This is a genomic window from Nocardia suismassiliense, assembly GCF_900269665.1.
Taxonomy (GTDB): Bacteria; Actinomycetota; Actinomycetes; order Mycobacteriales; family Mycobacteriaceae; genus Nocardia; species Nocardia suismassiliense.
This window is the reverse complement of record NZ_LT985361.1, coordinates 6,744,887-6,766,349: the sequence shown is the minus strand read 5'-3', so window position 1 is coordinate 6,766,349 and position 21,463 is coordinate 6,744,887. Positions and strand designations below refer to the sequence as shown.

Annotated in this window: 18 protein-coding genes; 11 read left to right on the top strand and 7 right to left on the bottom strand. The window is 66.8% G+C overall.

What is annotated here, in order from left to right:
- From DBO33_RS30025 to DBO33_RS30000, 6 genes are read left to right on the top strand one after another with little or no spacing between them, the layout of a single operon-like run.
- Positions 1-1,146, top strand: a complete 1,146-nt coding sequence (locus tag DBO33_RS30025; RefSeq protein WP_107658066.1) for a serine hydrolase domain-containing protein — start codon at positions 1-3, stop codon at positions 1,144-1,146.
- Positions 1,137-2,087 carry an ABC transporter ATP-binding protein gene (locus tag DBO33_RS30020; protein ID WP_159080597.1) on the top strand — a complete coding sequence of 317 codons (951 nt, stop codon included), beginning with the start codon at positions 1,137-1,139 and terminating at the stop codon, positions 2,085-2,087. Before DBO33_RS30025 ends, DBO33_RS30020 begins: the two co-directional genes overlap by 10 nt.
- Complete coding sequence (locus DBO33_RS30015; RefSeq protein ID WP_107658064.1) at positions 2,084-2,836, top strand: ABC transporter permease; 753 nt, start codon at positions 2,084-2,086, stop codon at positions 2,834-2,836. The genes DBO33_RS30020 and DBO33_RS30015 overlap by 4 nt, the downstream gene beginning before the upstream one ends.
- Before the next feature lie 46 nt (positions 2,837-2,882).
- Positions 2,883-4,211, top strand: coding sequence for an aminotransferase class III-fold pyridoxal phosphate-dependent enzyme (locus DBO33_RS30010; protein ID WP_107658063.1), 1,329 nt, complete (start codon positions 2,883-2,885; stop codon positions 4,209-4,211).
- Positions 4,212-4,220: 9 nt separating this feature from the next.
- Positions 4,221-5,639, top strand: coding sequence for a class I adenylate-forming enzyme family protein (locus tag DBO33_RS30005; protein ID WP_107658062.1), 1,419 nt, complete (start codon positions 4,221-4,223; stop codon positions 5,637-5,639).
- 1 nt (position 5,640) lies between these two features.
- Complete coding sequence (locus tag DBO33_RS30000) at positions 5,641-5,868, top strand: acyl carrier protein (protein WP_159080596.1); 228 nt, start codon at positions 5,641-5,643, stop codon at positions 5,866-5,868.
- Here the strand turns inward: DBO33_RS30000 and DBO33_RS29995 are convergent.
- The 7 genes from DBO33_RS29995 to DBO33_RS29965 all read right to left on the bottom strand — a co-directional run bounded on the left by DBO33_RS29995 (position 5,850) and on the right by DBO33_RS29965 (position 13,726).
- Complete coding sequence (locus tag DBO33_RS29995; protein ID WP_107658060.1) at positions 5,850-6,650, bottom strand: SDR family NAD(P)-dependent oxidoreductase; 801 nt, start codon at positions 6,648-6,650, stop codon at positions 5,850-5,852. The genes DBO33_RS30000 and DBO33_RS29995 overlap by 19 nt on opposite strands.
- A 53-nt stretch (positions 6,651-6,703) precedes the next feature.
- Positions 6,704-8,095: an aldehyde dehydrogenase family protein gene (locus DBO33_RS29990; protein WP_107658059.1), complete on the bottom strand. Its 1,392-nt coding sequence runs from the start codon at positions 8,093-8,095 to the stop codon at positions 6,704-6,706.
- On the bottom strand, positions 8,085-9,257 hold the full coding sequence (gene aepY / locus DBO33_RS29985; RefSeq protein ID WP_107660703.1) for a phosphonopyruvate decarboxylase: 1,173 nt from the start codon (positions 9,255-9,257) through the stop codon (positions 8,085-8,087). Before aepY ends, DBO33_RS29990 begins: the two co-directional genes overlap by 11 nt.
- Complete coding sequence (locus DBO33_RS29980; RefSeq protein ID WP_234391120.1) at positions 9,254-10,126, bottom strand: isocitrate lyase/phosphoenolpyruvate mutase family protein; 873 nt, start codon at positions 10,124-10,126, stop codon at positions 9,254-9,256. Before DBO33_RS29980 ends, aepY begins: the two co-directional genes overlap by 4 nt.
- A 71-nt stretch (positions 10,127-10,197) precedes the next feature.
- Positions 10,198-11,208 carry a C-terminal binding protein gene (locus tag DBO33_RS29975; RefSeq protein ID WP_107658058.1) on the bottom strand — a complete coding sequence of 337 codons (1,011 nt, stop codon included), beginning with the start codon at positions 11,206-11,208 and terminating at the stop codon, positions 10,198-10,200.
- Between the two features lie 18 nt (positions 11,209-11,226).
- Positions 11,227-12,537 carry a cupin domain-containing protein gene (locus tag DBO33_RS29970; protein WP_107658057.1) on the bottom strand — a complete coding sequence of 437 codons (1,311 nt, stop codon included), beginning with the start codon at positions 12,535-12,537 and terminating at the stop codon, positions 11,227-11,229.
- A complete protein-coding gene (locus DBO33_RS29965; RefSeq protein ID WP_107658056.1) occupies positions 12,527-13,726 on the bottom strand; it encodes a phosphonoacetaldehyde reductase in 1,200 nt (399 codons plus the stop codon). Before DBO33_RS29965 ends, DBO33_RS29970 begins: the two co-directional genes overlap by 11 nt.
- 242 nt (positions 13,727-13,968) lie before the next feature.
- Here DBO33_RS29965 and DBO33_RS29960 point away from each other — a divergent pair, with 242 nt between their 5' ends.
- From DBO33_RS29960 to DBO33_RS29940, 5 genes are all read left to right on the top strand, one after another.
- Positions 13,969-14,793 carry a class I SAM-dependent methyltransferase gene (locus DBO33_RS29960; RefSeq protein WP_107658055.1) on the top strand — a complete coding sequence of 275 codons (825 nt, stop codon included), beginning with the start codon at positions 13,969-13,971 and terminating at the stop codon, positions 14,791-14,793.
- 55 nt (positions 14,794-14,848) lie between these two features.
- Entirely contained in the window at positions 14,849-16,054 is a 1,206-nt protein-coding gene (locus DBO33_RS29955) for a M20 family metallopeptidase (protein ID WP_107658054.1), read from the top strand.
- Complete coding sequence (locus DBO33_RS29950) at positions 16,051-17,436, top strand: condensation domain-containing protein (protein WP_107658053.1); 1,386 nt, start codon at positions 16,051-16,053, stop codon at positions 17,434-17,436. The genes DBO33_RS29955 and DBO33_RS29950 overlap by 4 nt, the downstream gene beginning before the upstream one ends.
- Entirely contained in the window at positions 17,436-18,512 is a 1,077-nt protein-coding gene (locus DBO33_RS29945; protein ID WP_107658052.1) for an SDR family oxidoreductase, read from the top strand. The genes DBO33_RS29950 and DBO33_RS29945 overlap by 1 nt, the downstream gene beginning before the upstream one ends.
- Before the next feature lie 643 nt (positions 18,513-19,155).
- Positions 19,156-21,411, top strand: coding sequence for a SulP family inorganic anion transporter (locus DBO33_RS29940; protein WP_107658051.1), 2,256 nt, complete (start codon positions 19,156-19,158; stop codon positions 21,409-21,411).
- Positions 21,412-21,463 lie beyond the last annotated feature (52 nt).

Below are 21,463 nucleotides of genomic sequence, written 5' to 3'. Positions count from 1 at the left end.
ATGGACATGATGACGGAACTGCTGGACGCCGTGTCGGGGGATGTGGCAGCGCAGCGGTTACCTGGAGCGGTGGTGGCGGTCACCGCCGGCGGGTCCTTGGTCGACCTGCGGGCCGTCGGCGCTCTCGACCCGAGCGGCGCGCTGCCGATGCGCGAGGACGCCATCTTCCGCGTCTACTCCATGACGAAGGTCCTCACTGCGCTGGCGACGTTGACGATGGTGGTCGAAGACCGCCTCCGGCTGACGGATCCGGTCGCCGAGTGGCTGCCCTGCTTCACCGGCATCCGGGTCGAGGACGCCGGCACCCTGCGACTGCCGCGGCGGCCGCTGATCCTCGCCGACCTGATGCGGCAGACCGCGGGCATCGGCGGCGGCCGGCACACCTCAGCGAACGTCACGCCCTACTACGAGCAAGCTCAGTTGCAGAAGTACGAACACCGGACCGCGACACCGACTCTCGACCAGGTGGTCCGGAAAATGGCGACGCTGCCCCTTTCCGCCGATCCCGGGGCCAGGTGGGAATACGGCGTTGCCATGGATGTCCTCGGGCGCATTCTCGAACTGGTGGACAACCGGCCGCTCGATGAGATCATCGAGCACCGAGTCTGTCGCCCGCTCGGATTGCGCGACACCGGCTTTCACATCCGGCCGACGGAAATGCACCGCGCCGCCCAACCCTTCGCCGGAATTCCGTCGACCCCCGAAGACCTTGTGACACATCGAGAAAGACCTGCGTGGCTATCGGCCGGTTCGGGCGCGTATTCCACTGCCGTCGACTTCGCAAAGCTGCTGTGCGCGATCGCCCCCGACCACGACGGTCGACTGTTCATCCCTGCTCTGGGTCCCCTCACCAGGGAACTCTTCATCGATCAGATCGGTCAGCTGGCAGGTAGCGGGCCCGACTACATCCCGGGCAAGGGCTACGGCTTCTCCTACGGCCTCCATGTGCCGAGCAGTGATCCGACTTGGTCGGCGCCGCAGGCGAACACGGTCGGATGGCTGGGCCGTGCCGCGAGCTCGTTCGTCCTCAACATGGCCACCGGCGTAGGGGCCGTCCTGATGACCTATCGCTACGGACGAGCGGTCTACTACCGGGATCAGGTCCGCTCGATTGTGGCGAGCCACCAGGCCACGTCATGGACGTAGCCGACGAGCCGGTTGTCCTGGTAGACGGCCTGCGCAAGACCTACGGCTCGGTCGTCGCCCTGGACGGAGTGGGTCTGTCCGTCGGTCGCGGCGAAATCTTCGGTCTGCTGGGCCGCAACGGCGCCGGAAAGTCCACGGCGCTCGACATCATCTGCGGACTCGTCAAACCGACCGCCGGGCGGGTGGAGGTCTTCGGCACCGACGTGCGCAGGCACGGCCGTCGGCTACGCAGGCGCATCGGCTATGTCCCCCAGGACAATACGGTGTACCTGGCCATGACGGTGTGGCAGAACCTGCGCTTCGCCGCGATTGTGCGCGGCATGCCACGCCCCACCGCGCACCGTAAAGCCGCCGAGGTGATGGAGCGGCTCGGCCTCAGCCGGATAGCGGACCGGGGCGGCGCGCAACTCTCGGGTGGCGAGCGCCGCCGGCTGTCGATCGGCATGGGCATCGTGCATTCGCCCCCGCTGATGGTCCTGGACGAACCGAGCACCGGCGTCGACATCGACTCCCGCCAAGCGATTCACAACGTTCTCAGAGAACTGCGTGGCGAAGGCTCGACGATCCTCTACACGACCCACCACCTGGAGGAAGCCGAGATCCTCTGCGACCGAATCGGTGTGCTCGATGAGGGCACGCTCATCGTCACGACCGACGTGAAAAGCTTTGTGGCGGAATACGCCAGCCCGTACTGCGAGATCATCAGCGAGCAGGCGGCAGCCGTGACGACCCTACTGCACGACGTGCTACCCGACACCGCGATAACGGTGCACGGCAGGCGGATCCGGGTGGCGGCCCAACAACCGGAGATCCTGCCGACCCTCGTGCGAGTGCTCGACGAGAGCGACCTGCCCGTCAAAGATGTGCGCGCCGTGCCTGTTTCGCTGGAGAACGCCTTCCTGCAGATCATCGAGCAGCAGTCGAAGTCGGCGGCGCGATGACGATCACCTGGGCCTTCGTCCGAAAAGAACTGGCCACCTGGCGCCAGGACCCCACCCTCTTCGTATTCCTCTTCGCCGCACCACTTCTGATGCAGGCGCTGCTCAGCGACGCCTTCTCCGGCATCATCGGCGGCACCGGGGCAAATCAGACTGTCCCCGGCTTCACAGTGATGTTCGGCTTCTACGTGATGATGTTCATGGGCACCTCCCATTACCGCGAACACGCCTCCGGCGCATGGAGTCTGGTCAAGGCCAGCGGTCTGTCCAGGGCAACGATGGCGATCCAACTGGCCATCCCGTACTTCGTGCTCTCCTCGGCGCAGATGGCGCTGTTGATCCTCACCGGCTGGTGGCTTTTCGGCGCGACGGTCAACGGTTCACTGCTCGCCTTGGCCGTGCTCATCCTGACCATCGCCTGGGCCGCCATCGCCCTCGGCCTGGTGCTGATCTCGCTCACCCGGAACGTGTCGGCCATGCAAAACCTTTGCCAGCTCGTGGTTCTCGGCATGGGTGCGGTGGGCGGCGCCGTCGTACCGGTCCGGCTGATGCCCGACTGGGACCGCCCGCTCGCCCCGCTGACCCCGCAGTACTGGGCGGTGGACGGCATGCAGCGGGTCCTCGCCCAGCACGGGGGAGTGGTGAGCATCGGGCCCAACCTGCTCGTGCTCGCCGGCTGGGCCTGCGTCCTATCGATCATCGCGGCCTTCGCGTTCGATCCGGGCAGCCAGCGTCGCGTCGCTATTCGTTGACAGCGGGGAACCGCCGCAGTGCCGTAATCGAAAGGTGTGCAACACAATGGGAGATTCCGCGACAGCAAAAGGCCGGGTCATCCAGTCGTGGTCGAGGCAGGGCGGGGATCCGCCGCCGCGGATCGTCGGCGGCGACGGGTGCCGGTTCTTCGACGCCGCCGGACGGTCCTACCTCGACTTCGGCTCCCAGCTCGTCAACGCGAACCTGGGGCACAGCCGCACGGAGGTCCAGGAGGCGGTCCAGAAACAGGTGGCCACCATGGCCACGCTCGGCCGGCCGTGGGACGTCGAGATCGTGGCCGAGCTGGCGGACCGTCTCGCCGAAGTCACGCCGGGTGACCTCAACTCGTTCTTCTTCGCGTGCAGCGGCACCGAGGTGAACGAGGCCGCGATTCGGCTGGCGCGCGCATACACCGGCCGGAGCAAGGTCATCGCTCGCTACCGCTCGTACCACGGCAGCACGGCGGGCGCTCTCACGCTGACCGGCGAGCCGCGCCGCTGGGTCGGTGAACCGGGCATGCCCGGCGTCGTCCGCATGCTGGACCCCTACACCTATCGTTGTCCCGCAGGCCATCCCACGCCCTGCCCCGTGTGCTCGGGCGCACCGCACCTCAGGGAACTGCTCCAATACGAAGGTGCCGATAATGTGGCGGCGGTGATCCTCGAGCCGATCACCGGGATCAACGGCGTGATCGTCCCGCCCGACGGGTACTTGCAGGCGATCCGTGACGTGTGTACCGAGCACGGCATCCTGCTGATCTTCGATGAGGTGATGACCGGCTTCGGCCGCACCGGAAGCTGGTTCGCCTGCGACCGGTGGGGCGTCGTGCCGGACATCATCACCTGCGCAAAGGGTTTGACCGCCGGTTACGTGCCGCTGGCGGCCGCGGCCGTGAGCGACCGGCTGTCGAGCTGGCTGCAGGACTCGGTCTTCCCATACGGGTTGACCCACAGCGCCCATCCCGTCGGTTGCGCGGCCGCCGTCGCCGTGCTGGGCGTCTACCAGAAGGAACGACTCGTCGAACGCGCGGAGCGGCTCGGCCCGCTGATCGAGAAAGAGCTGCGCGCCTTGGCCGATCGGCATCCGTCGATCGGGGATATTCGCGGCAGCGGCTGCTTCTGGGGAATCGAACTGGTCACCGACCGCGCGAGCAAACAGCCGTTCGTCCCGTTCAACCCGAATACCGCTGCCGCCGAACCGATGACGAGGCTGACCGCCGCCGCATTCCGCAAGGGTTTGTATCTGCTCACCCACTGGAACATGATCCTGGTCTGCCCGCCGCTGATCATCGAGGAGGCGGAGATCCGAGAAGGAATGGCACTGTTGGACGAAACCTTGTGCATCGCCGATGAATACGTCGTCGGCAACGGATAAGTGGCATCCATGACCGGCAAGGTATCGATCTGCGAGCTCATCGCGAAAACAGCGGCGGACCGGCCACACGACTGCGCCGTCAAGGTTCGCGGCTTCAGCGCCGGCGAGGAGATCACCTGGCGTGAACTCGTGTCGAAAACGCAAGAGCAAGCAGAGGTGTTCAGACAGAACGGCTTACGTGCGGGCGACGTAGCGGCGGTAGCACTGCCGCCCGGGATCGGCCACGTCATTGCCACGCTGGCGCTGTGGGAAGTGGGCACCACCGTGCTCCCGGTGGACCACCGATGGTCCGACACCCTGAAGTCGAACATCGTCGACCGATATCCACGAGGCTGGGTGGTCGAAGGCAACGGCTTGATTTCCTATCACTCACGGAGAGAACGCATCTCGGAACTGTCAGACGGCCTGCCGAGATCGATATCGCTGTCCGGCGGAACAACCGGCGACCCGAAGCTCATCATCAGAAATCGCCCATGGGCGTACGACGAAAAGGGTCCGCTCAGCAGCAAAGAACGTGAGCGGGGCATGGCATACGGCCAAACCCAGATCGTCGGACTCCCGCTCTATCACGCGGGTTTCGGTGCCCTGTACCACGGACTCGCGCTGGGGCATCGCATCATCATCCCGGGTAACGCGTCCCCGAAACTGTTCCTGGAGCTGCTCGAATCCGAACGGGTGGAGGTCGTAAGGACCGTGCCCGCACAGATGGCCACGCTCATCCAAGCCAGCGGCACGGCCAGTCACTGGTTCTCCTCGCTGCGCCTGGTCGTGCACACTGCGGCCAGGTGCCCGGAGACGGTGAAGCGCCGCTGGCTGGAGCGGATCGACCCGACCAAGGTGTACGAGGAATACGGCAGTGTCGAACGGATCGGCGTGCTCAGCATCCGCGGCGACGAGTGGCTCGAGCATCCCGGATCCGTCGGGCGTCCGGTGCACTGCTCGGTCCGCATCTTGGACGAGTTCCATCGGGAAGTCCCCGCCGGTACCACCGGTGAACTGTTCATGACCGACGAGAGTGCCGAACAGCCCAGATACCTCGGCACCGGGCCGAAACTAGCTGAAGTAGACGGGCATTTCAGCGTCGGCGATCTCGCGTGGATGGACGACGAAGGCTACGTGATGCTGGTGGGCCGCAAGGATGACGCCATCAACGTGGGCGGCATCAAGGTCTTTCCTCGCGACATCGAACGCATCCTGGAACGCCACGACAAAGTACACGACGTCCGCGTCCGCGCAATGCCCGATCCGGATCTCGGCGAGGTCGTGCACGCCGAGGTCAGCCTGCACAGCGGCGACCCAGCGCAGATTTCAGCCGAGTTGTTGCGCAGCTGCCGCGACGAACTGACCAGAGCCCAGACACCGCGAGCGATCGAGATCGTGGACGATGTGCGCAGGACAGCGTCCGGCAAGCTGCGCCGAAAGGACTGACGTGGAACAAATCTGGTCCGTCGTCGACCGCGTGTGCGGCACCGGCTACACCGAGCCCACCGCCAACTTCTACGAACTCGGCGGCGACTCACTCCTGGCTGGCGAGCTGATGTCCGCGCTCCGTGCCGAATTCGGCGTCACAGTCCCGATGAACCTCCTGTTCGAGGCACCCGACATGGGCACCTTCGTCGAGGACGCGCTGCTGCTGACTCAACGCGGCGGCTCGTAGCGACCGTCCACGGCGGTCCAGCCGCCATCGACACACAGCATCGATCCGGTGATGAAGCTGGCTGCATCGGACGCCAAAAAGGCGACAGCTCCGGCGATTTCACTAGGCTGCGCCCACCGCCCCAGCGCGCTTTTGGACGCGTACGCCTGCTGCCACTCCGGCACCTCGAAGATCGGATCGGTCAGCGGCGTCCGCACCACCCCGGGCGCGACCGCGTTCACCCGCACCCCGGCCGGACCGAACTCCGCAGCGGCCCCACGTATCAGCTGCACCAGCGCCGCCTTCGACGCGGCGTAAACGGCCTGCCCCGGCTCCACGGTGAGCGCCCGAATCGACGACATACCCACGATCGAACCGCCCCCTCGGGCGACCATGCCCTTCCCGAACGCACGAATCATGTGGAAGGCGGCGCGTAGGTTCAGATCGAGGACGGCATCGAATTCCTCAGTCGCATAGTCGAATAAGCGCTTGCGGACATTCCGCCCCGTGGTGAAGACGAACACGTCCAGCTCGCCCAGTTCATTCGCGGCCGCCTCGACGGCAGCAGCATCCCGCGCATCCAACTGCACGGCGGTGGCCGGATGACCAGCCGAGCTCGCGGTTTCCTCCGCCCGCGCGAGATCGAGATCCGCACACACCACCTCTGCGCCGAGGGCCGCGAGAGCAAGCGCGGATTCGCGACCGATACCGCTACCCGCGCCGACGACGAGGGCACGTTTTCCGTCGAGTCGGAACAGCGATCGATAGTCGACTGGAACAGTGGCTTCGGGCTCCGCGGTCATCGGTTTCGTCCTAACTTGTTCATCACGAACGGTCGCCGTGCGTGGCGAGGGGGTTACAGCGGGTAGGGCAGCGTGACCGTCTTGACGGTGCTCATCTCCCGAATCGAGTAGGACAGCCCTTCCCGGCCGAGCCCGCTGGACTTCACGCCGCCGAAGGGGATGTGCGGCGAGTCGAAATGTGGTCCGGCATTGAGGTTTACGGCACCGACGCGCAGTGCCGCGGCGATCTCGGAGAACTCGGCTGCATCCGAGGTGACCACCCCCGCCTGCAACCCGTACCTGGTCCCGTTAGCAACCTCGATCGCCGCCGCCGTATCGGCCACCCGGATCACCGGCGCTACCGGACCGAACGTCTCCTCGACCACCAACTCGGCGGCGGCGGGCACATGATCGAGGACAGCGGGGGTGATGAGCGAGTCCCGCCGATCGCCTCCGTACAGCAGCTTCGCGTTCGCGGCGACCGCGTCCGAGATTCGGCGCTCCACGACGATCGCGGCTTCCGCACTGATGAGGGGCCCGACATCGGTCGCCGGATCGAGTGGATCCCCGGCTCGTTTACGGCGGGCCGCCTCGACCAGCCCGGCAACCAGATCGTCGGCGATCGCACCCACGGCGATCACCCGCTTGATCCCTCGGCAGGATTGCCCGGCAGTGGCGAACGCACCTTGGCCCGCCAATTCCACCGCCAGCCCGAGATCGGCGTCGGGCAGGACGATCAAGGGATCGTTGCCGCCCAGTTCCAGCAAGAGCTTCTTGCCCGCAGCAACCCTGGCCACATCCCGTCCGGTGCGCACCGAGCCGGTGAAGGTCACCATGTCGATGTCCGGATGACCGGCCAACGCCGGGCCGATCGTGCCCGGCTCGCCGGTGGTGACGACCAGATGTTCGGGCGGCAACCCCGCTTCCAGGAGGATCTCAGCGAAGGCCAGCGCGGTAAGCGGCGTCTTCTCCGAGGGTTTCAGCACGACCGCACACCCGGCCGCCACGGCCGGCGCCACCTTCACGACGACCTGATTGAGCGGCCGATTGAACGGCGTGATCGCCGCCACCACCCCGACCGGTTCGAAGATGGTGAGCGCCAACCGATCATGGCCGGGCACCGGAATGCTCTCGCCGCGCAACCGCTCGGCCTCGGTCGCCGCGACGACGAGATTCGTTGCCGCGCGTTCGGTTTCCTTACGCGTCTCGGCAATGCACACGCCGGACTCTTGGGAGATGAGTTCGGCCAGGGCTCCGGATCTTTCGCGGATGAGGTGTGCCGCCGCACTCAGGACCGCCGCCCGCCGATCCGGTCGCATCGGTCGCCAGGCGGCCCGGAGTTCCCGGACCGCTTCGTCCATCTGGGCCACGCTGTCGCGCGCGACCAGGCCGACGTCCTCACCGGTCCACGGGTTACGCACGGTGCTCTGGTCGGTAGCGGGTAACAGTGCGCCGTTACGAAACATGATCGTGCCTTTCGGAGATCTCACCGGATGCTGTCACGAAAGCCCGGAACCGCCTTGCTACTTCAGCCGGACCGACCGCGGGCCTGCCGAGCTCTGCGATCGACCCGGGGCGAATCATCAAGTAGACGAACGCCGGTCCCGGCTCGACCTGGGCAACCTTGATGGCGTCGGTGAATTCGGCCAGGTCGGCGCAGTCGTACACGCGCGCATAGCCGCAGGCCCGCGCCACGGCGGGAAAGTCGACCTGCGCCGCCAGGCTCTGCTGCCCGCCCGTCGAATCGTGAACGCCGTTGTCCAGCAAGACATGAATGAGGTTCGGCCCGGCGTGCGCACCGACTGTTGCCAGCGTGCCCAGCCGCATGAGCGCCGCGCCGTCACCGTCGATCACCACCACCGGTCGGCGGGTGTGCCGGGCCACCCCGAGCCCGACCGCACTGGCCGACCCCATCGCGCCGACCAGATAGAAGTGCTGCGGCCGGTCCGCGAGCGTGTAGAGCTCACGGCTCGTCTTGCCGGTCGTGGACCCCACGGCCGCCGTATCGCCAACGGATCCGACCAGGCACTCCAATGCCGCCATGCGAGTCGGGGCATCGCGAGCCTTGGGGGAGCCGGTGACCGGCGGTACCACGGGCGCAGCCAGCGGCGGCTCAACGAGTTGCTGGGCAGCCAGCACGCCATTCCGCAGCACGAACGCGAAAGGCTGTTGCGCGCGGTCCATTTCGGCCCAGCCGGTATCCAGACAAGCATCGAGCTCGGCGGCCTCGGACGGTAGCACCGCATGCCCGACCTGCATGAGCTCCAACAGTCCCGGCGTTATCGCCCCCATCAGCTCGTGTTGCGGCTCGTCCGGACACCCCGGTTCGCCGCGCCAGCTGATGAGCAACGGAACCGGAATGCGGCTGGGATGGGTCAGCGACGTCAGCGGGTTGACCATATTGCCGAGCCCCGAATTCTGCGCCATCACACACGCTGTCGCACCCGCCAGCCAGCACCCCGCGGCGATCGCGACCGCCTCGCCCTCCTGCGTCACGGGCAGATACCCGGCGGCCACCCCGGACGCCACCCGGTTGATCACCGGAGTCAGATAGGAGCACGGCACCCCGGCGATATCGACCACGCCGCGGGCGATGAGCCCACCGAGCAGATCGTCGGCGTCGATCACGAATCCACCCATTTCTTGGCCAGTTCGGTGTAGTGCTCCTCATCGGTCTCGAGGTCCGGATAACCCATGAGGGCGAACAGTTCCCCCAGCGCGGCAATGGTCGGCTCCACGGCCGCCGCACCGTCGAGCCGCAACGACCGGCAGACCTGCCGCATCGCGACCACCGTGGCCCGCATCGCCTGATTCGCCCAAATCACCGCCGCGATACCGAGTTCGGCGTACCGCTCCTGCGGTGTCTCGTGATAGGTGGTCGGCGCGATCACCAGCGGCAGCCGATTCCCCCATTCCGTGGTGAACTCGGCGATCTCGTCGATGGTTCGCTGCCGCGAGTGAATGAAGATGGCGTCGGCCCCGGCCTCGCGATACGCCTCGGCCCGCCGCAGCGCCTCGGCCAGTCCGGCGCCGGCGATCAACGCCTCGGTGCGGGCCACCAGCACGAACTGGGCGTCGACCTTGTCCCGGCAAGCCGCGATCTTGGTGCACATATCGCCGATCGGCGCCAACGGGTGGCTGTCCCCGAAGTAGGAGTTCATCTTCGGAAAGACCTTGTCCTCCATGCAGATTCCCGCCGCCCCGATCTGCTCGGCCCGCGCCGCGACCCGGCGCGCGGTATTGAAATTGCCGTAGCCGGTGTCGGCGTCGACGAGCACGGGGATGGCACCGGACTCGACCACCCTGGCGGCGAGGGCCAGCAGTTCGCCCCAGGACACCTCGTCGCTGTCCCGAGCGCCCAGGACGGTCGACATACACAGCCCGGAAGCCCATAGCCCGGCGAATCCGGCCTCGGCGGCGATGCGGGCGCTGAGGCCGTCGTGCGCGCCCATCAGGAAGGACGGCGCCGGGTCGGCGAGCAGCCTGCGCAACCGCACTCCGGCGGCACCCCCGGCCGATGATGCTGAGTGAAGGGGGAGGTTCTCTATCACGGGTACTGCCTCTCGGATCAGGTCACTCTGCCTTCGGCGGGCGGCGGCCCGCCGGCCAGAACGGTGGCGACTCCCTCGGCGATCCGGCGCCGGCAACTGCGCTCGGATTCCATCGAGAGAAACGCGCGGTGCGCGGACACGACCACGTCGTCGCGGGTCAGCAGCTTGCGCGCGGTCGGATCGTCGTTGGGATCCTCGGGGGTGAACACGTCCGAGGCGAACCCGCCGAGCCGACCGGCCTCGAGCGTGTCGAGCACGGCGGCCGGGTCGACCAGCCGTCCTCTGGCGGTGTTGACGAGCAGCGCACCAGGCCGGACCGCAGACAGTGCTGCGGCATCGATGAGCCGGTCGGTCTCGCCGGTCAGCGCCGCGTGGATCACCACCGCGTCTGCGCTGCCGAACAATTCGGCCAAGTCGGTGGCGGCGGTGACGCCGTAACCTGCCATCAGATCGGCCGAGACGTACGGGTCGTAGGCGATGACGTTCTGGTAGAACGCCTGTAGTTTTCGCGCGGTCGCCCGGCCGATGCGGCCGAACCCGATGATGCCTGCGGTACACGTCGACACCCGTCGCGGCACCCCGCCCGCGTGGATGTTCCACTGACTGTTCTTGACCAGGCGATCCTGGGTGCAGACCTTGCGTTCCAGCGCGAGCAGCAGGGCGAGGGTGTGGGTGCTGACCTCGTCGACGCAGTAATCGGGCACGTTGAAGGAAACGATGCCGGTGCCGGCGAGCAGCGGGGCGTTCAGGTTATCGATACCGACCCCGCTGCGAGCGATCACCCGGCAGGTCGGCCCGACCGCTTCCAACAGCTCCGGAGTCACCTGGCAGCGATAGATCACCAGGGCGTCGGCGCCGCGCACATGGTCGTGAAAAGCCGGACCCTGCAATAGATATCGGCCGTCGAACAGTCCGAGGCGTAGCTCGGTCTCACTGCCGAAGGCCGCGCGTTCGATGTCGGCCCTGGCGAGGTCCGGCTGTCCCAGGTCGTTCAGCGCCCAGGCGGGATCGGTGTAGACGACGCGCAAACTTCTCTCCCGTGCTGCTCAAGAGTCGTAACCCCAGCCGCGGTTGTCGCGGCGGCCACGCCGCAAGGTGGACACCGCGGCGTAGGTATTGGTCAGTTCGTACAGATCGAGGTAGCCGAGATGTCGTCCGGAACCGAGCTTGAGCACCGCGCCGTCGCCCGACCAGTGGTGCGTCACGAACGGCGCGACCCACGCCGAGGCGTCGACGCTCAGCTCCGCGTGTTCTTCGCGCCCGTCGGCATTGGTCCAGTGCAGGGTGGGGGAGCCGGCGGTCACCAGATAGTGGGACTCGGCCGGTTCCCCCAGGTTTGCACCGTGACCGGACACGAGCATGAAGAGTCCGGTGAGATCGGGCAGGTGCGGGGCGGAGGCGGTCGAGGTGACCTGGTAGCCCTTGAAAGTCCTTACCTCCCTGCGACATTCTCCGATGTCCTTGAAGGTTTTACCCACAGCGTCGTGCCTGGTAGCGGGCCGGATCAGTAGCCGGTAATCGAAGCCGAGCGTCGTCCCCAGCGCGCGCAGCAGCTCGATACCGCCCTCGTCGAGCGCCGCGAGGAGATCTGCTTCGCCTGCACCCAGGAGGGCCGCGGCCGATTCGAGAGTGTGGCCGCGTCGATCCAGCAGCAGGGTGGCGACCTGCTGCGGGGCCGGGCCTTCTTCGAGCCAGCCGAACATCGCGTGCGCGGCGGGGTCCGACCAGTCGTTGACGTCCTCCATCAACCCGGCGAGCGAGGACTGACCGGTATAGGACACGATGCGGGCCGGGGCGGCCCCGGCCAGTGAGTAGGTGTGCGGGCAGTACGACGGCTCGACGTAGGAGTCGCCGACGATCCAATTGTCCGCTCCGGCATTGGCTCTGATCACCTGCCAGGTCGCCTCGCTGAGCTCCTCGCCCCAACGCCCGTGGATACCACCGGGACCTAGATTGATGGTGATAGCCGGCTCCAGATGCCCATTGTTCAAGGCGGGCAAACGATCTGCGGGGCAGAGGATGTCGAGAATGACCGGCGCGACCGCGCCCTGCGGCGCCGCCATTGTGTAGTAGTTGTAGAAATGAATGCCGTCGCGCTGGATGGGGCGCCGGGTGTCGTGCAGGTCCTGCGCGGTGCGGACCAGCACGGTCAGCCCGGATCGTCCGCTGGCGGCGAACTGCTCCGGGGTGATCTGGAGCGCGCGAGCCACCGCGGCGGCGAGCTCGTCCGGCCACTCCTCGCTCGACAGCATTTTCTCGAGCTGTTCGTGATCCAGTCCGACGGCGTCGGCGGTCTGGCCGGTCGTCATCTTCCTGGTGTTCAGCCAGTGCATGACCTTGTAATTGTCAACGCGCATAGTCTCTCTCCGCGGTCCCGGCCAACAGATGAGTCAGGGCTGCCACATCCACGCGGCGGGGGTTGTTGCCCGCGCGGTCGTAAGCGAGTGCTTCGGTGGCGATTCGAGGTGCGTCGTGGCGGATGTCCGGGGGCGCGGGCAGTGCGGGTGATCGCGCGAGCTGGTCGATCTTGCAAGCCAACGACTCGACGGTGCTCTCGCCCGCCGCCTGCACCACCCGGGTGATGGCGTCGCGTACCCGCTGGGCCCCGCGCGGGTCGGTGCAGTCGTCGCCGACGAGGGCGTTGTACCGCAGCACCGATGCCAGCGTGAGTCCGCACGCATGGCCGTGGCTGAGCCCATGGCGCAGCGTAAGCGGATACGACATCGCATGGCACACAGTGGTTCCCGCGATGGCGATGGCCCGTCCGGAGAGGTGACCGGCGAGCAGCGCCGCATGACGTTCGGCCGAGCCGAAACCGTGGTGCGGCCGGTTCAGTAACTCGGCCAACAGGTTCCATGCGGTAGCACCCAGCCACTCGGACTGCTCGTCGGCGCGGATCGACCACGCGCCCTCCAAGCCCTGCGCGAGCGTATCCAACAGGCAACTGACGAAGTAGGACTCGGGCAGCCCGGCGATCAGGTCCGGGTCCAGAATCGCCGTCACCGGTCGCAGGGCAGCGCCGCGCAGGGAGAGCTTGCGGCCCTGGTCCCGATGCCAGATCGTGGCGAACGGGGTGGCTTCGGCGCCGGTTCCCGGCGTGGTGGGCAGCGCGATGATCGGCGGAACGTCCTCGGCGCCTGCCTCTTCCGCGCAGGCCCGCACCACCAGCTCGGGCGTGGGATCGGCGCTGATCGACAGCGCCGCAGCGGCTTTGCCCGCATCCATGACGCTGCCGCCGCCTACCGCGAGCACTACGTCGGCGCGATGGGCGCGCACCGCGCGAGCCAGCAGCGCGACGGATTCGGGAGTCGGCAGGCCGGAGTGCGTCACGACGTGCAGCGGAAACGACCGCAGTGCTGCGAGCAGCGGTTCGGACCAGCTACGTAGCGTGAAGCCGCCGCCGGTAATCACCAATACGCGCGGAGCCTGCGCCGTACCTGCCGCCGCGGCAACGACTTCGGTGGCGACCTCGGCGGCGCGCATGCCGACAATCGTGCGAGGCGAGTTCAGCAGCAAGGTGCTGTCTCGAACATCGGCGGCATCCATCAACCACCTGCCTCCATCGGAAGAACACGAGCCGGCAACTACCGCAGGGCACCTCGGAACGGACGCCGGCAGCACGTCGGACACCGCCCGTGGACGTGCGGGTGCCCGCCACGGAACAAGCTGTCCCCTCGGTGTCCCCCCGGTGCTCGGACAGGGTTTTTTGCGTGAATACAAGGTACCGTAGGCCCGGTGAATATCGGCGAATATCACATTCGCCGTCCCGCCGGTTCCCTGGGAGTCGCATGAACATCGACGGCGCCGAAGTGCGACAGACGACCGATGGTTACCGCGCACAGGTTTCCCGAAACCAATTGAGGTTCGCCACAATTGCGGAGTCGTACGCCGGTGGACAGGCAAGGCGACTCGACGTCGAACTGCTCGCCGAGCTGATCCGCCCGCTGGAGTTCGAGCGGGCCCTCGACGTCGCCACCGGCACTGCGGCCGCCGCGGCGGTGGCCGCGAAAGTCGGTGTGCGCCCGAAGATCATCGGGGTCGACTCGTCGGCGGAGATGCTCGCGCAGGCGCGGGCCAACGGTGAGGTGGACTCGGTGCAGCTGGTCGTCGCGCTGGTCGAGGAACTGCCGTTCGCGGACGGCACTTTCGATCTCGTCATGTGCACGCGGGCGCTGCACCACGTGCGGCGCCCGGAACTCGTCGTCGCCGAGATGGCGCGCGTGGTCCGACCCGGCGGGCACGTCATCATCGCGGACAACGTCACCGGACTCTCCGGCGACGCACACGAACAGCTCGAGCAGATACAGCGGGTACGCGACCCGGGACACGCGACGACACTGACCGAGCAACAGCTGCTGGACCTGCTGCGGGACAACTCCTTGGACGTGGTGGAGGGACACCGGACCACCAGTTTCCGGCCACTGGACGAGTGGCTGCACGACGGCGGCGCGGGCCCGGCGGAGTCGGCCGAGATCCGGCGACAGTTGTTGCCGCTCGGGCACATCGACGCGGACGGCACTTTCGGAACGAGCGTCGTCCTGCGCGAAGGCGAGGTCGCCGGACTACAGCAGGCGATGTCGTGGATCAAGGCGCAGCGAAGCGACGCGATCTAGCACGGGGACACCTACCTCGTCGTAGCATGGACAGACTTGACGCCTGGGGGTCCCCGTGGACATCACTTCGTTTGATGCCGGAATCAATGAGCCGGAACTCATCGAGTTCACGCAGCACCTCGTGCGCACGCACACTCTGGAAGAGGTGGGCCGCGGTGAGCGCGCGGTAGCGGAGTTCCTGCTCGCGAAAATCCGGGAATGGGACTGGGCGGTAGAGCTTTTCGACGCAGGCGGCCGCCCCAACATCGTGGTGACGTTGACCGGCGGTGGCGGGCCGGGACCGACGCTGGCCTTCGAAGGCCACATGGATGTGGTGACCGAAGGCGATCCCGACCAGTGGACCGTCGACCCGTTCGGCGGCGAGATCCGCGACGGGAAGCTCTACGGTCGTGGCTCCGCCGATATGAAGTCGGGCGTCGCGGCAATGCTGTACGGGGCACGGGCATTACAGCTGTCCGGTCCGTTCCCCGGCAGGATCCGGCTACTGCTACTGGCCGACGAAGAGGGCATGATGACGGGGGCCAAGGCGGCGGTGGCTCAGGGCTTCGTCCAGGATGTCGACGGCGTGATCTGCTGCGAGCCCGAAGGCGACGAGGTGTGCCCGACGTCGAAGGGCGCGATCCGGCTCCGGGTGGACTTCACGGGCGTGATGAGCCACGGCGCGATGCCGTGGCAGGGCCGCAACACGTTACCCGCGATCGCCAGGGTGCTGCTGGGCCTGGAAGAGCTGGAAGAGCGGCTGATCGAGGAAGTCGGCAGCCGGACCTCGCTCGGGTCGCCGTCCATTACGCCGACAGTGATTCAGGCCGGCGCTGCGGATCAGATGAATACGATCCCCGGCACGAGTTCGCTGTTCCTGGACGTGCGCACCGTCGCCGGGGTGGACCATGAGACAGTGCTGAAGCGGATCGGCGAGTGCGTCGATACCGCGGCCCGCGAGCGCGGGATCGGCTCTTCGGTCACCGTGATCGACGATCGGCCGTGGGTCGAAACCGGCTCGGACACACTGCTTGTCACCGCGCTTATCGACGCGCACGAGGTCGTCAACGGCGTGCGCCCCGTCCTCGGCGCGGTACCGGGGACCACCGACGGCACCATCCTGACCCACTACGGAAACGTCCCCAGCGTGGTGTACGGGCCCGGCGGAAAATGGATCGCGCACATGGCCGACGAGTACGTCGAGGTAAACGACCTGAAACGGTACGCGTTGACGTATGCGGTTGCCGCACATCGTTTCCTGCATGAAGGCTCGCGAACGTGAGCCTGCCGGGCGAGACCAGGTTGCCCTTGACGCCGGGGCAGCATCTGCTCGACTTCCTGGAATCGATCCGGCCCGGCGGCGCGGCGGAAGCGTTCAACATCTCCTTCCGGCTCACGATCGACGGGGCGCTCGACCGCAGCCGACTGTTCGACGCCATCGCCAGGAGCATCGAACGGCACGCGGCGCTGCGCACCGCCGTGGTCCGCGGGCGCGGCATGTCCGAGCAGGCCATCGGTTCCGGCAGCGAACCCGAAACCACCGTGCTGGCCGCGACATTGGGAAACGGGTACGAGCCGGGCATCGAAGAGGCGCTGGTCGAGCACAACAACGCCCCCTTCGACCTCGTCCGTCCACCGTTGGTCCGCGTGCTGCTGCTCGAGGACGAGCAGGCGCGGCGGCGGCTGCTCCAGGTGACGGTGCATCACAGCGTGGCCGATGCCTGGTCGCTGGAGGTGCTGAAACGCGATGTCGGACAGTACTATCGCGCGGCAGGCGGACTGGCATGCGAACCCGAGCCGTTAGAGGTGGACTACGGGCAGATCGTCCTCGATGAGCTCGCCGCACTGGAGTCACCGGAGGCGGCGCAGGCCCGCGACTTCTGGCCGGAATACCTTGGTTCCCTTGATGTTCTGCAGATATCCGGCCAGGACGCCGGGGAGGGCGCCCTGACCAGCCGGGGCGACCGTGGCCTGGCGCCCGCGGAAACCGCTGCGGTGCGCGGCTTGGCGGGCAAGCTGCGGGCGACGCCGTTCATGGTGATCGCCGCGGCTTACGGTTTCGTCCTGGGGCACCTCGGTGGCAGCGACGCCTACCTCATGCCGACCTTCAGCCACGGTCGCCGGGATCCGCGGTTTCACCAGTCGGTGGCCATGCTCTTCAATCCCTTCGTGATCAAGTTCCAGTGGTCACCGGAGCTGTCCTTCGCGGAACTCGTCGCGTCGTTCAAGCAGAACTGCCTGCTGGCCTATCGATTTCAGTGGTATCCCTTCATCGAGGTACTCGAAGTGTGTCCGGAGCTGTCCGTTTCACTGATCGACCCGAACAGTGGCCTGTTTCCGGTGCAGATGCTCAATGTCCCGAAGACTCCGGCGGGTGCGGAACTGCTCGGGCCCGACTGTGTCGCAGCGGATTACGCCCTGCACCGGACGTCGGTGGGCAACGTGCTGCCGATCGACGGCCTGCTCACGATCAAGGGAACACAGGAGACACTGGCCATGACGTTCAATGCGGCCCGGCGATTGTGGGATGACGAACTGGCGTCCGCCATGTGCGCCACCGTCACCGAGGTCTGTCTCGAGGCGGCGCGGCACCCCGAGGTCGCGCTGCGGCAACTGGCCGGCACCGTCGACCGTCGCTTCCACAGCACCCTGTGGAGTGTCTGATGGTGCTGTCGAAAGTGGCCGTCGTGGACGGCGCGAACGGGTACGTGGCCAGCAATACGATCTGTGAACTGCTCAAACGCGGCGTCCGGGTGAAAGCCCTGGCCCGCGGGGCCCGGACCCGCGTCTTCGAGGCGCTCGACTCGGCGAGCATCATCGACGGGGACACCCGGCCCGACGTCAGCGACCTCGAGACCTTCGACTGCGAGCTGACCCAGGAGAATCTGGGCATCGACGATTTTGTCGCCGCGACGCTCTTCTCGGAGCCCTGCGACTTCTGGCATTTCGCTGCGGCCGTTGACCTTTCGCCCAACCGCCCGGCTCTACTCCAGGATGTGAATACCAAGGGCACGGAGCGGGCGCTGCGACTGTTCACCGAGTACAGCCGCCCCGGCTCGCGCTTCTTCCTGATCAGCACCGCCTACGTCGGCGGCGTATCGGACACGCCCACCGCGGAGACCTGGCAGCCCATCACCGGCGACACCCAGTTCCGGACGGTGTACGAGGCCACCAAATGCGCTGGGGAACTGGTCTTTCGGGATTTCCTGCGGGAGCACGGCGTCGAGGGTGCGGTCTTCCGGCTCGGCCAGGTGGTCGGCTCCGCCAAAACCGCGCACACCACCTCGGATTTCGGCATCTACAACTTCATGTCGAACATGCGGCGGGTAGCCAGACGCTTCCCGGGCGGTGACGCGGCCGTGCAGGTCGCCGACGGCGCGACCCTCAACCTGGTCCCTATCGATACGTGTGTGGAGTGGCTGCTCGGCCTGGCCGAGGCCGACAACCTGCCGCAGATCGTCAACCTGACCGACCGTGTCGGTGTCTCGGCCGCGGAGACGGTCACCCTGGTCGGCGCGGGCCTCGGCATGACACTGCATGCCGTTCGCCCCGAAGAGTGGGAGCAGCGCAACCTCACCGCGCTCGACCGAGCGGTAGCTACCCGCATGGCCTACACCGGAAAGTACTTGCTGGAACGCATCGAATTCGACCGCAGCAACCTGGAATCGGTGCTGCACGTCCCCGACGAGGTCTGCGATCTGGCACTCGTCGAACGACTGGTCACCTGGTACCTGAAGTAGTACCAGGCACTGTCCTCGCTGGTAACAGCCGGTTCGTCGGTATCGATACCGCTCGTGCCGGGTTGCGTTTCGGAGTGACCTGGATCACAATTTGATGACGGTTGCCCCGATTCCACCTGAAAGCTTTCCATAAGCTTTGCGAAGTCTTTACTATTAGCTGGACCTTCGCGTCACCGGGTCGCCGCTCTCGAGCGGTTGAGCTACGCCCGCCGCTCGCCTTCGATGCCAGTACATGTTCCACCGATGAACCGGGACGGACACCGCCCGGCGAAGGAGAAATATGTTCACCGACACCGATTTCGCACCACGGACGCCGCGCCCCGTGGGAAGGGCAGTGTGCGGATGAGGTCCGCTGTGTTGCCGCAGCGCCGGTGCAATCCCAGAGACGGCCCCGTGCAGGCCTCTGTGCCCTTGTGAGGCAGGCCATAAAGCGGTGAGCACGGAGTTTACGCACAGTTAGCCCCGTTCTCAGGCTTTGCTTAGTCTTTACTCATAGCCTTGCATCGGTTTACATCTCGACCCATTGGTGCGTCGAGACCTGCTTCACCGCGAGATGCCGGTTCGCGGTCGTGTGCCCCCTGCTGGACATGTTGATCGTCAACCGACCCCGGACTTCGCGCCGGGTTCGGCGAAGGAGAAAGTCATGGCTGTCGAGAACGATTTGGCCCCACCGATTACCCCGCCGGTCCCCGCGGACTCGGGTCCTGGTCCCGGACCCCTGTCCGAACGCCTGCAATCAATCCTCCGGCACGATGTGCCCGCTTCCATCGTGGTTTTCCTCGTCGCGTTGCCGCTGTCCCTCGGCATCGCGGTCGCCTCCGGCGCGCCCGTAGCCGCCGGTCTCATCGCCGCCGTGATCGGCGGCATCGTCGCCGGTCTGCTCGGCGGCTCCGTTCTTCAGGTGAGTGGCCCGGCCGCCGGCCTCACCGTGGTGGTGGCCGAGTCCATCAACCAATTCGGTTGGAAAGTAACCTGTTTCATCGCCGCTGCGGCGGGTGTGCTGCAAATCCTGTTCGGGCTGAGCAAGATTGCGCGCGGCGCGCTCGCCGTCGCGCCGGTGGTGGTGCACGCGATGCTCGCCGGTATCGGTATCACCATTGCGCTGCAACAGGTTCACGTGCTGCTGGGCGGTTCGTCGCAGAGCTCGGCGTGGAAGAACATCACCCAGCTGCCCGAGCAGCTGATGTCGCTGCACGGCGGCGACGCGTTCATCGGCGCCGTGGTGATCGCCATCATGCTCGGCTGGAAATACGCGCCCGACCGGCTCCGTGTCATCCCGGGGCCGCTGGTCGCGGTGTTCGCGGCGACCGTGCTGTCCCTGGTGCTGCCGACCGGCGCCGAGCGAATCGTATTGAACGGCTCGCTGTTCGACGCGATCGGGCTGCCGGAGCTGCCGCGCGGTGACTGGTCCGCCGTGGTCCTGATGGTCATCACCATCGCGTTGATCGCCAGCGTGGAAAGCCTGCTGTCCGCGGTCGCCGTGGACAAGATGCACTCAGGTAAGCGCACCAATTTCGATCGTGAGCTCATCGGTCAGGGCTCGGCCAACGTGCTCTCCGGCCTGCTCGGCGGCCTGCCGGTCACCGGCGTGATCGTGCGCAGCGCGACCAACGTGCAGGCGGGTGCGCGCAGTAAGGCCTCGGCGGTGCTGCACGGCTGCTGGATTCTGCTCTTCTCGGTGGCGCTGGCCGCTGTGGTGCAACAGATTCCGAAGGCCGCGCTGGCCGGCCTGTTGATCGTGATCGGCATGCAGCTGGTCAAGATCGCGCACATTCGACTGGCCCGGCGCACCGGCGACCTGCTCGTGTACGTCGTCACCGTGGTGTCGGTGGTGTTCCTGAATCTGCTGGAGGGCGTGCTGATCGGCCTGGCGCTGGCCTTCGGTCTGCTGCTGTGGCGGGTGGTGCGCGTCGCCATCAGCGCCAGGCAGATTCCGGGTTCGCAGCGCTGGATGGTCTCCATCGACGGCTCCTGCACCTTCCTCGCGCTGCCGAAGCTGTCCGCGGAGTTCGCGAAGATACCCGCCGACGCCGACGTCACCGTCGAGATGACCGTCGACTTCCTCGACCACGCCGCCTTCGACGCCATCGAGGACTGGGTGCGCCAGCAGGAAAGCAACGGCGGCAGTGTCGATTTCGTGGAGATCGGCAGCGCCAAAATGGCGCACGCGACGGCCGGTCCGCCCTCGCGCGGCTTCGGGCGCGCGGTGTGGACCGACATCCTCGGCCCGTGGCGGCGCAACGAGCACGCCGACCCGATCGCGGCCGGTGTCGCCGCGTACCACCGCAGCCACGCGCACGTCGTGCGCCCGCACCTGGACGAGCTGCGCGACAGCCAGGATCCGGACTCGTTCTTCCTCACCTGCGCGGACTCGCGGATTGTGCCGAACATGATCACCAACAGTGGGCCGGGTGACCTGTTCACCGTGCGCAATGTGGGCAACCTGGTGCCCGCCGTCGGCGACCCGTCGGTGGACGCCGCGCTGGTCTTCGCGTTGGAAGAGCTGAACGTGCGCTCCATCGTGGTGTGCGGTCACTCCTCGTGCGGCGCCATGAAGGCCCTGCACTCCGGGGCGCAGGCGGGTCCGGAGATCGATAAGTGGCTCGCGCACGCGCACCCGAGCCTGGATCGATTCCGGCGCGGGCACCCGGTGGCGATCGCCGCGGCGCGGGCCGGCTTCGGCGAGGTCGACCAGCTGAGCATGGTGAACGTGGCGGTGCAGCTGGAGAACCTGCAACGGCATCCCGCGGTGCGTTCGGCCGTCGCCGAGCGCGGCGTGACGGTGTCGGGTCTGTTCTTCGATATCGCCAGCGCGCGCGTCATCGAGATCACCGAGAACGGTCTGGCCCACATCGATGATGAGGTGGGTCATCGGGTGACGACACCCGAGCTCGTCTGAGTCAGCACAACGAGCCCGCTCGAACCACACGGTTCGGGCGGGCTCGTTCGCG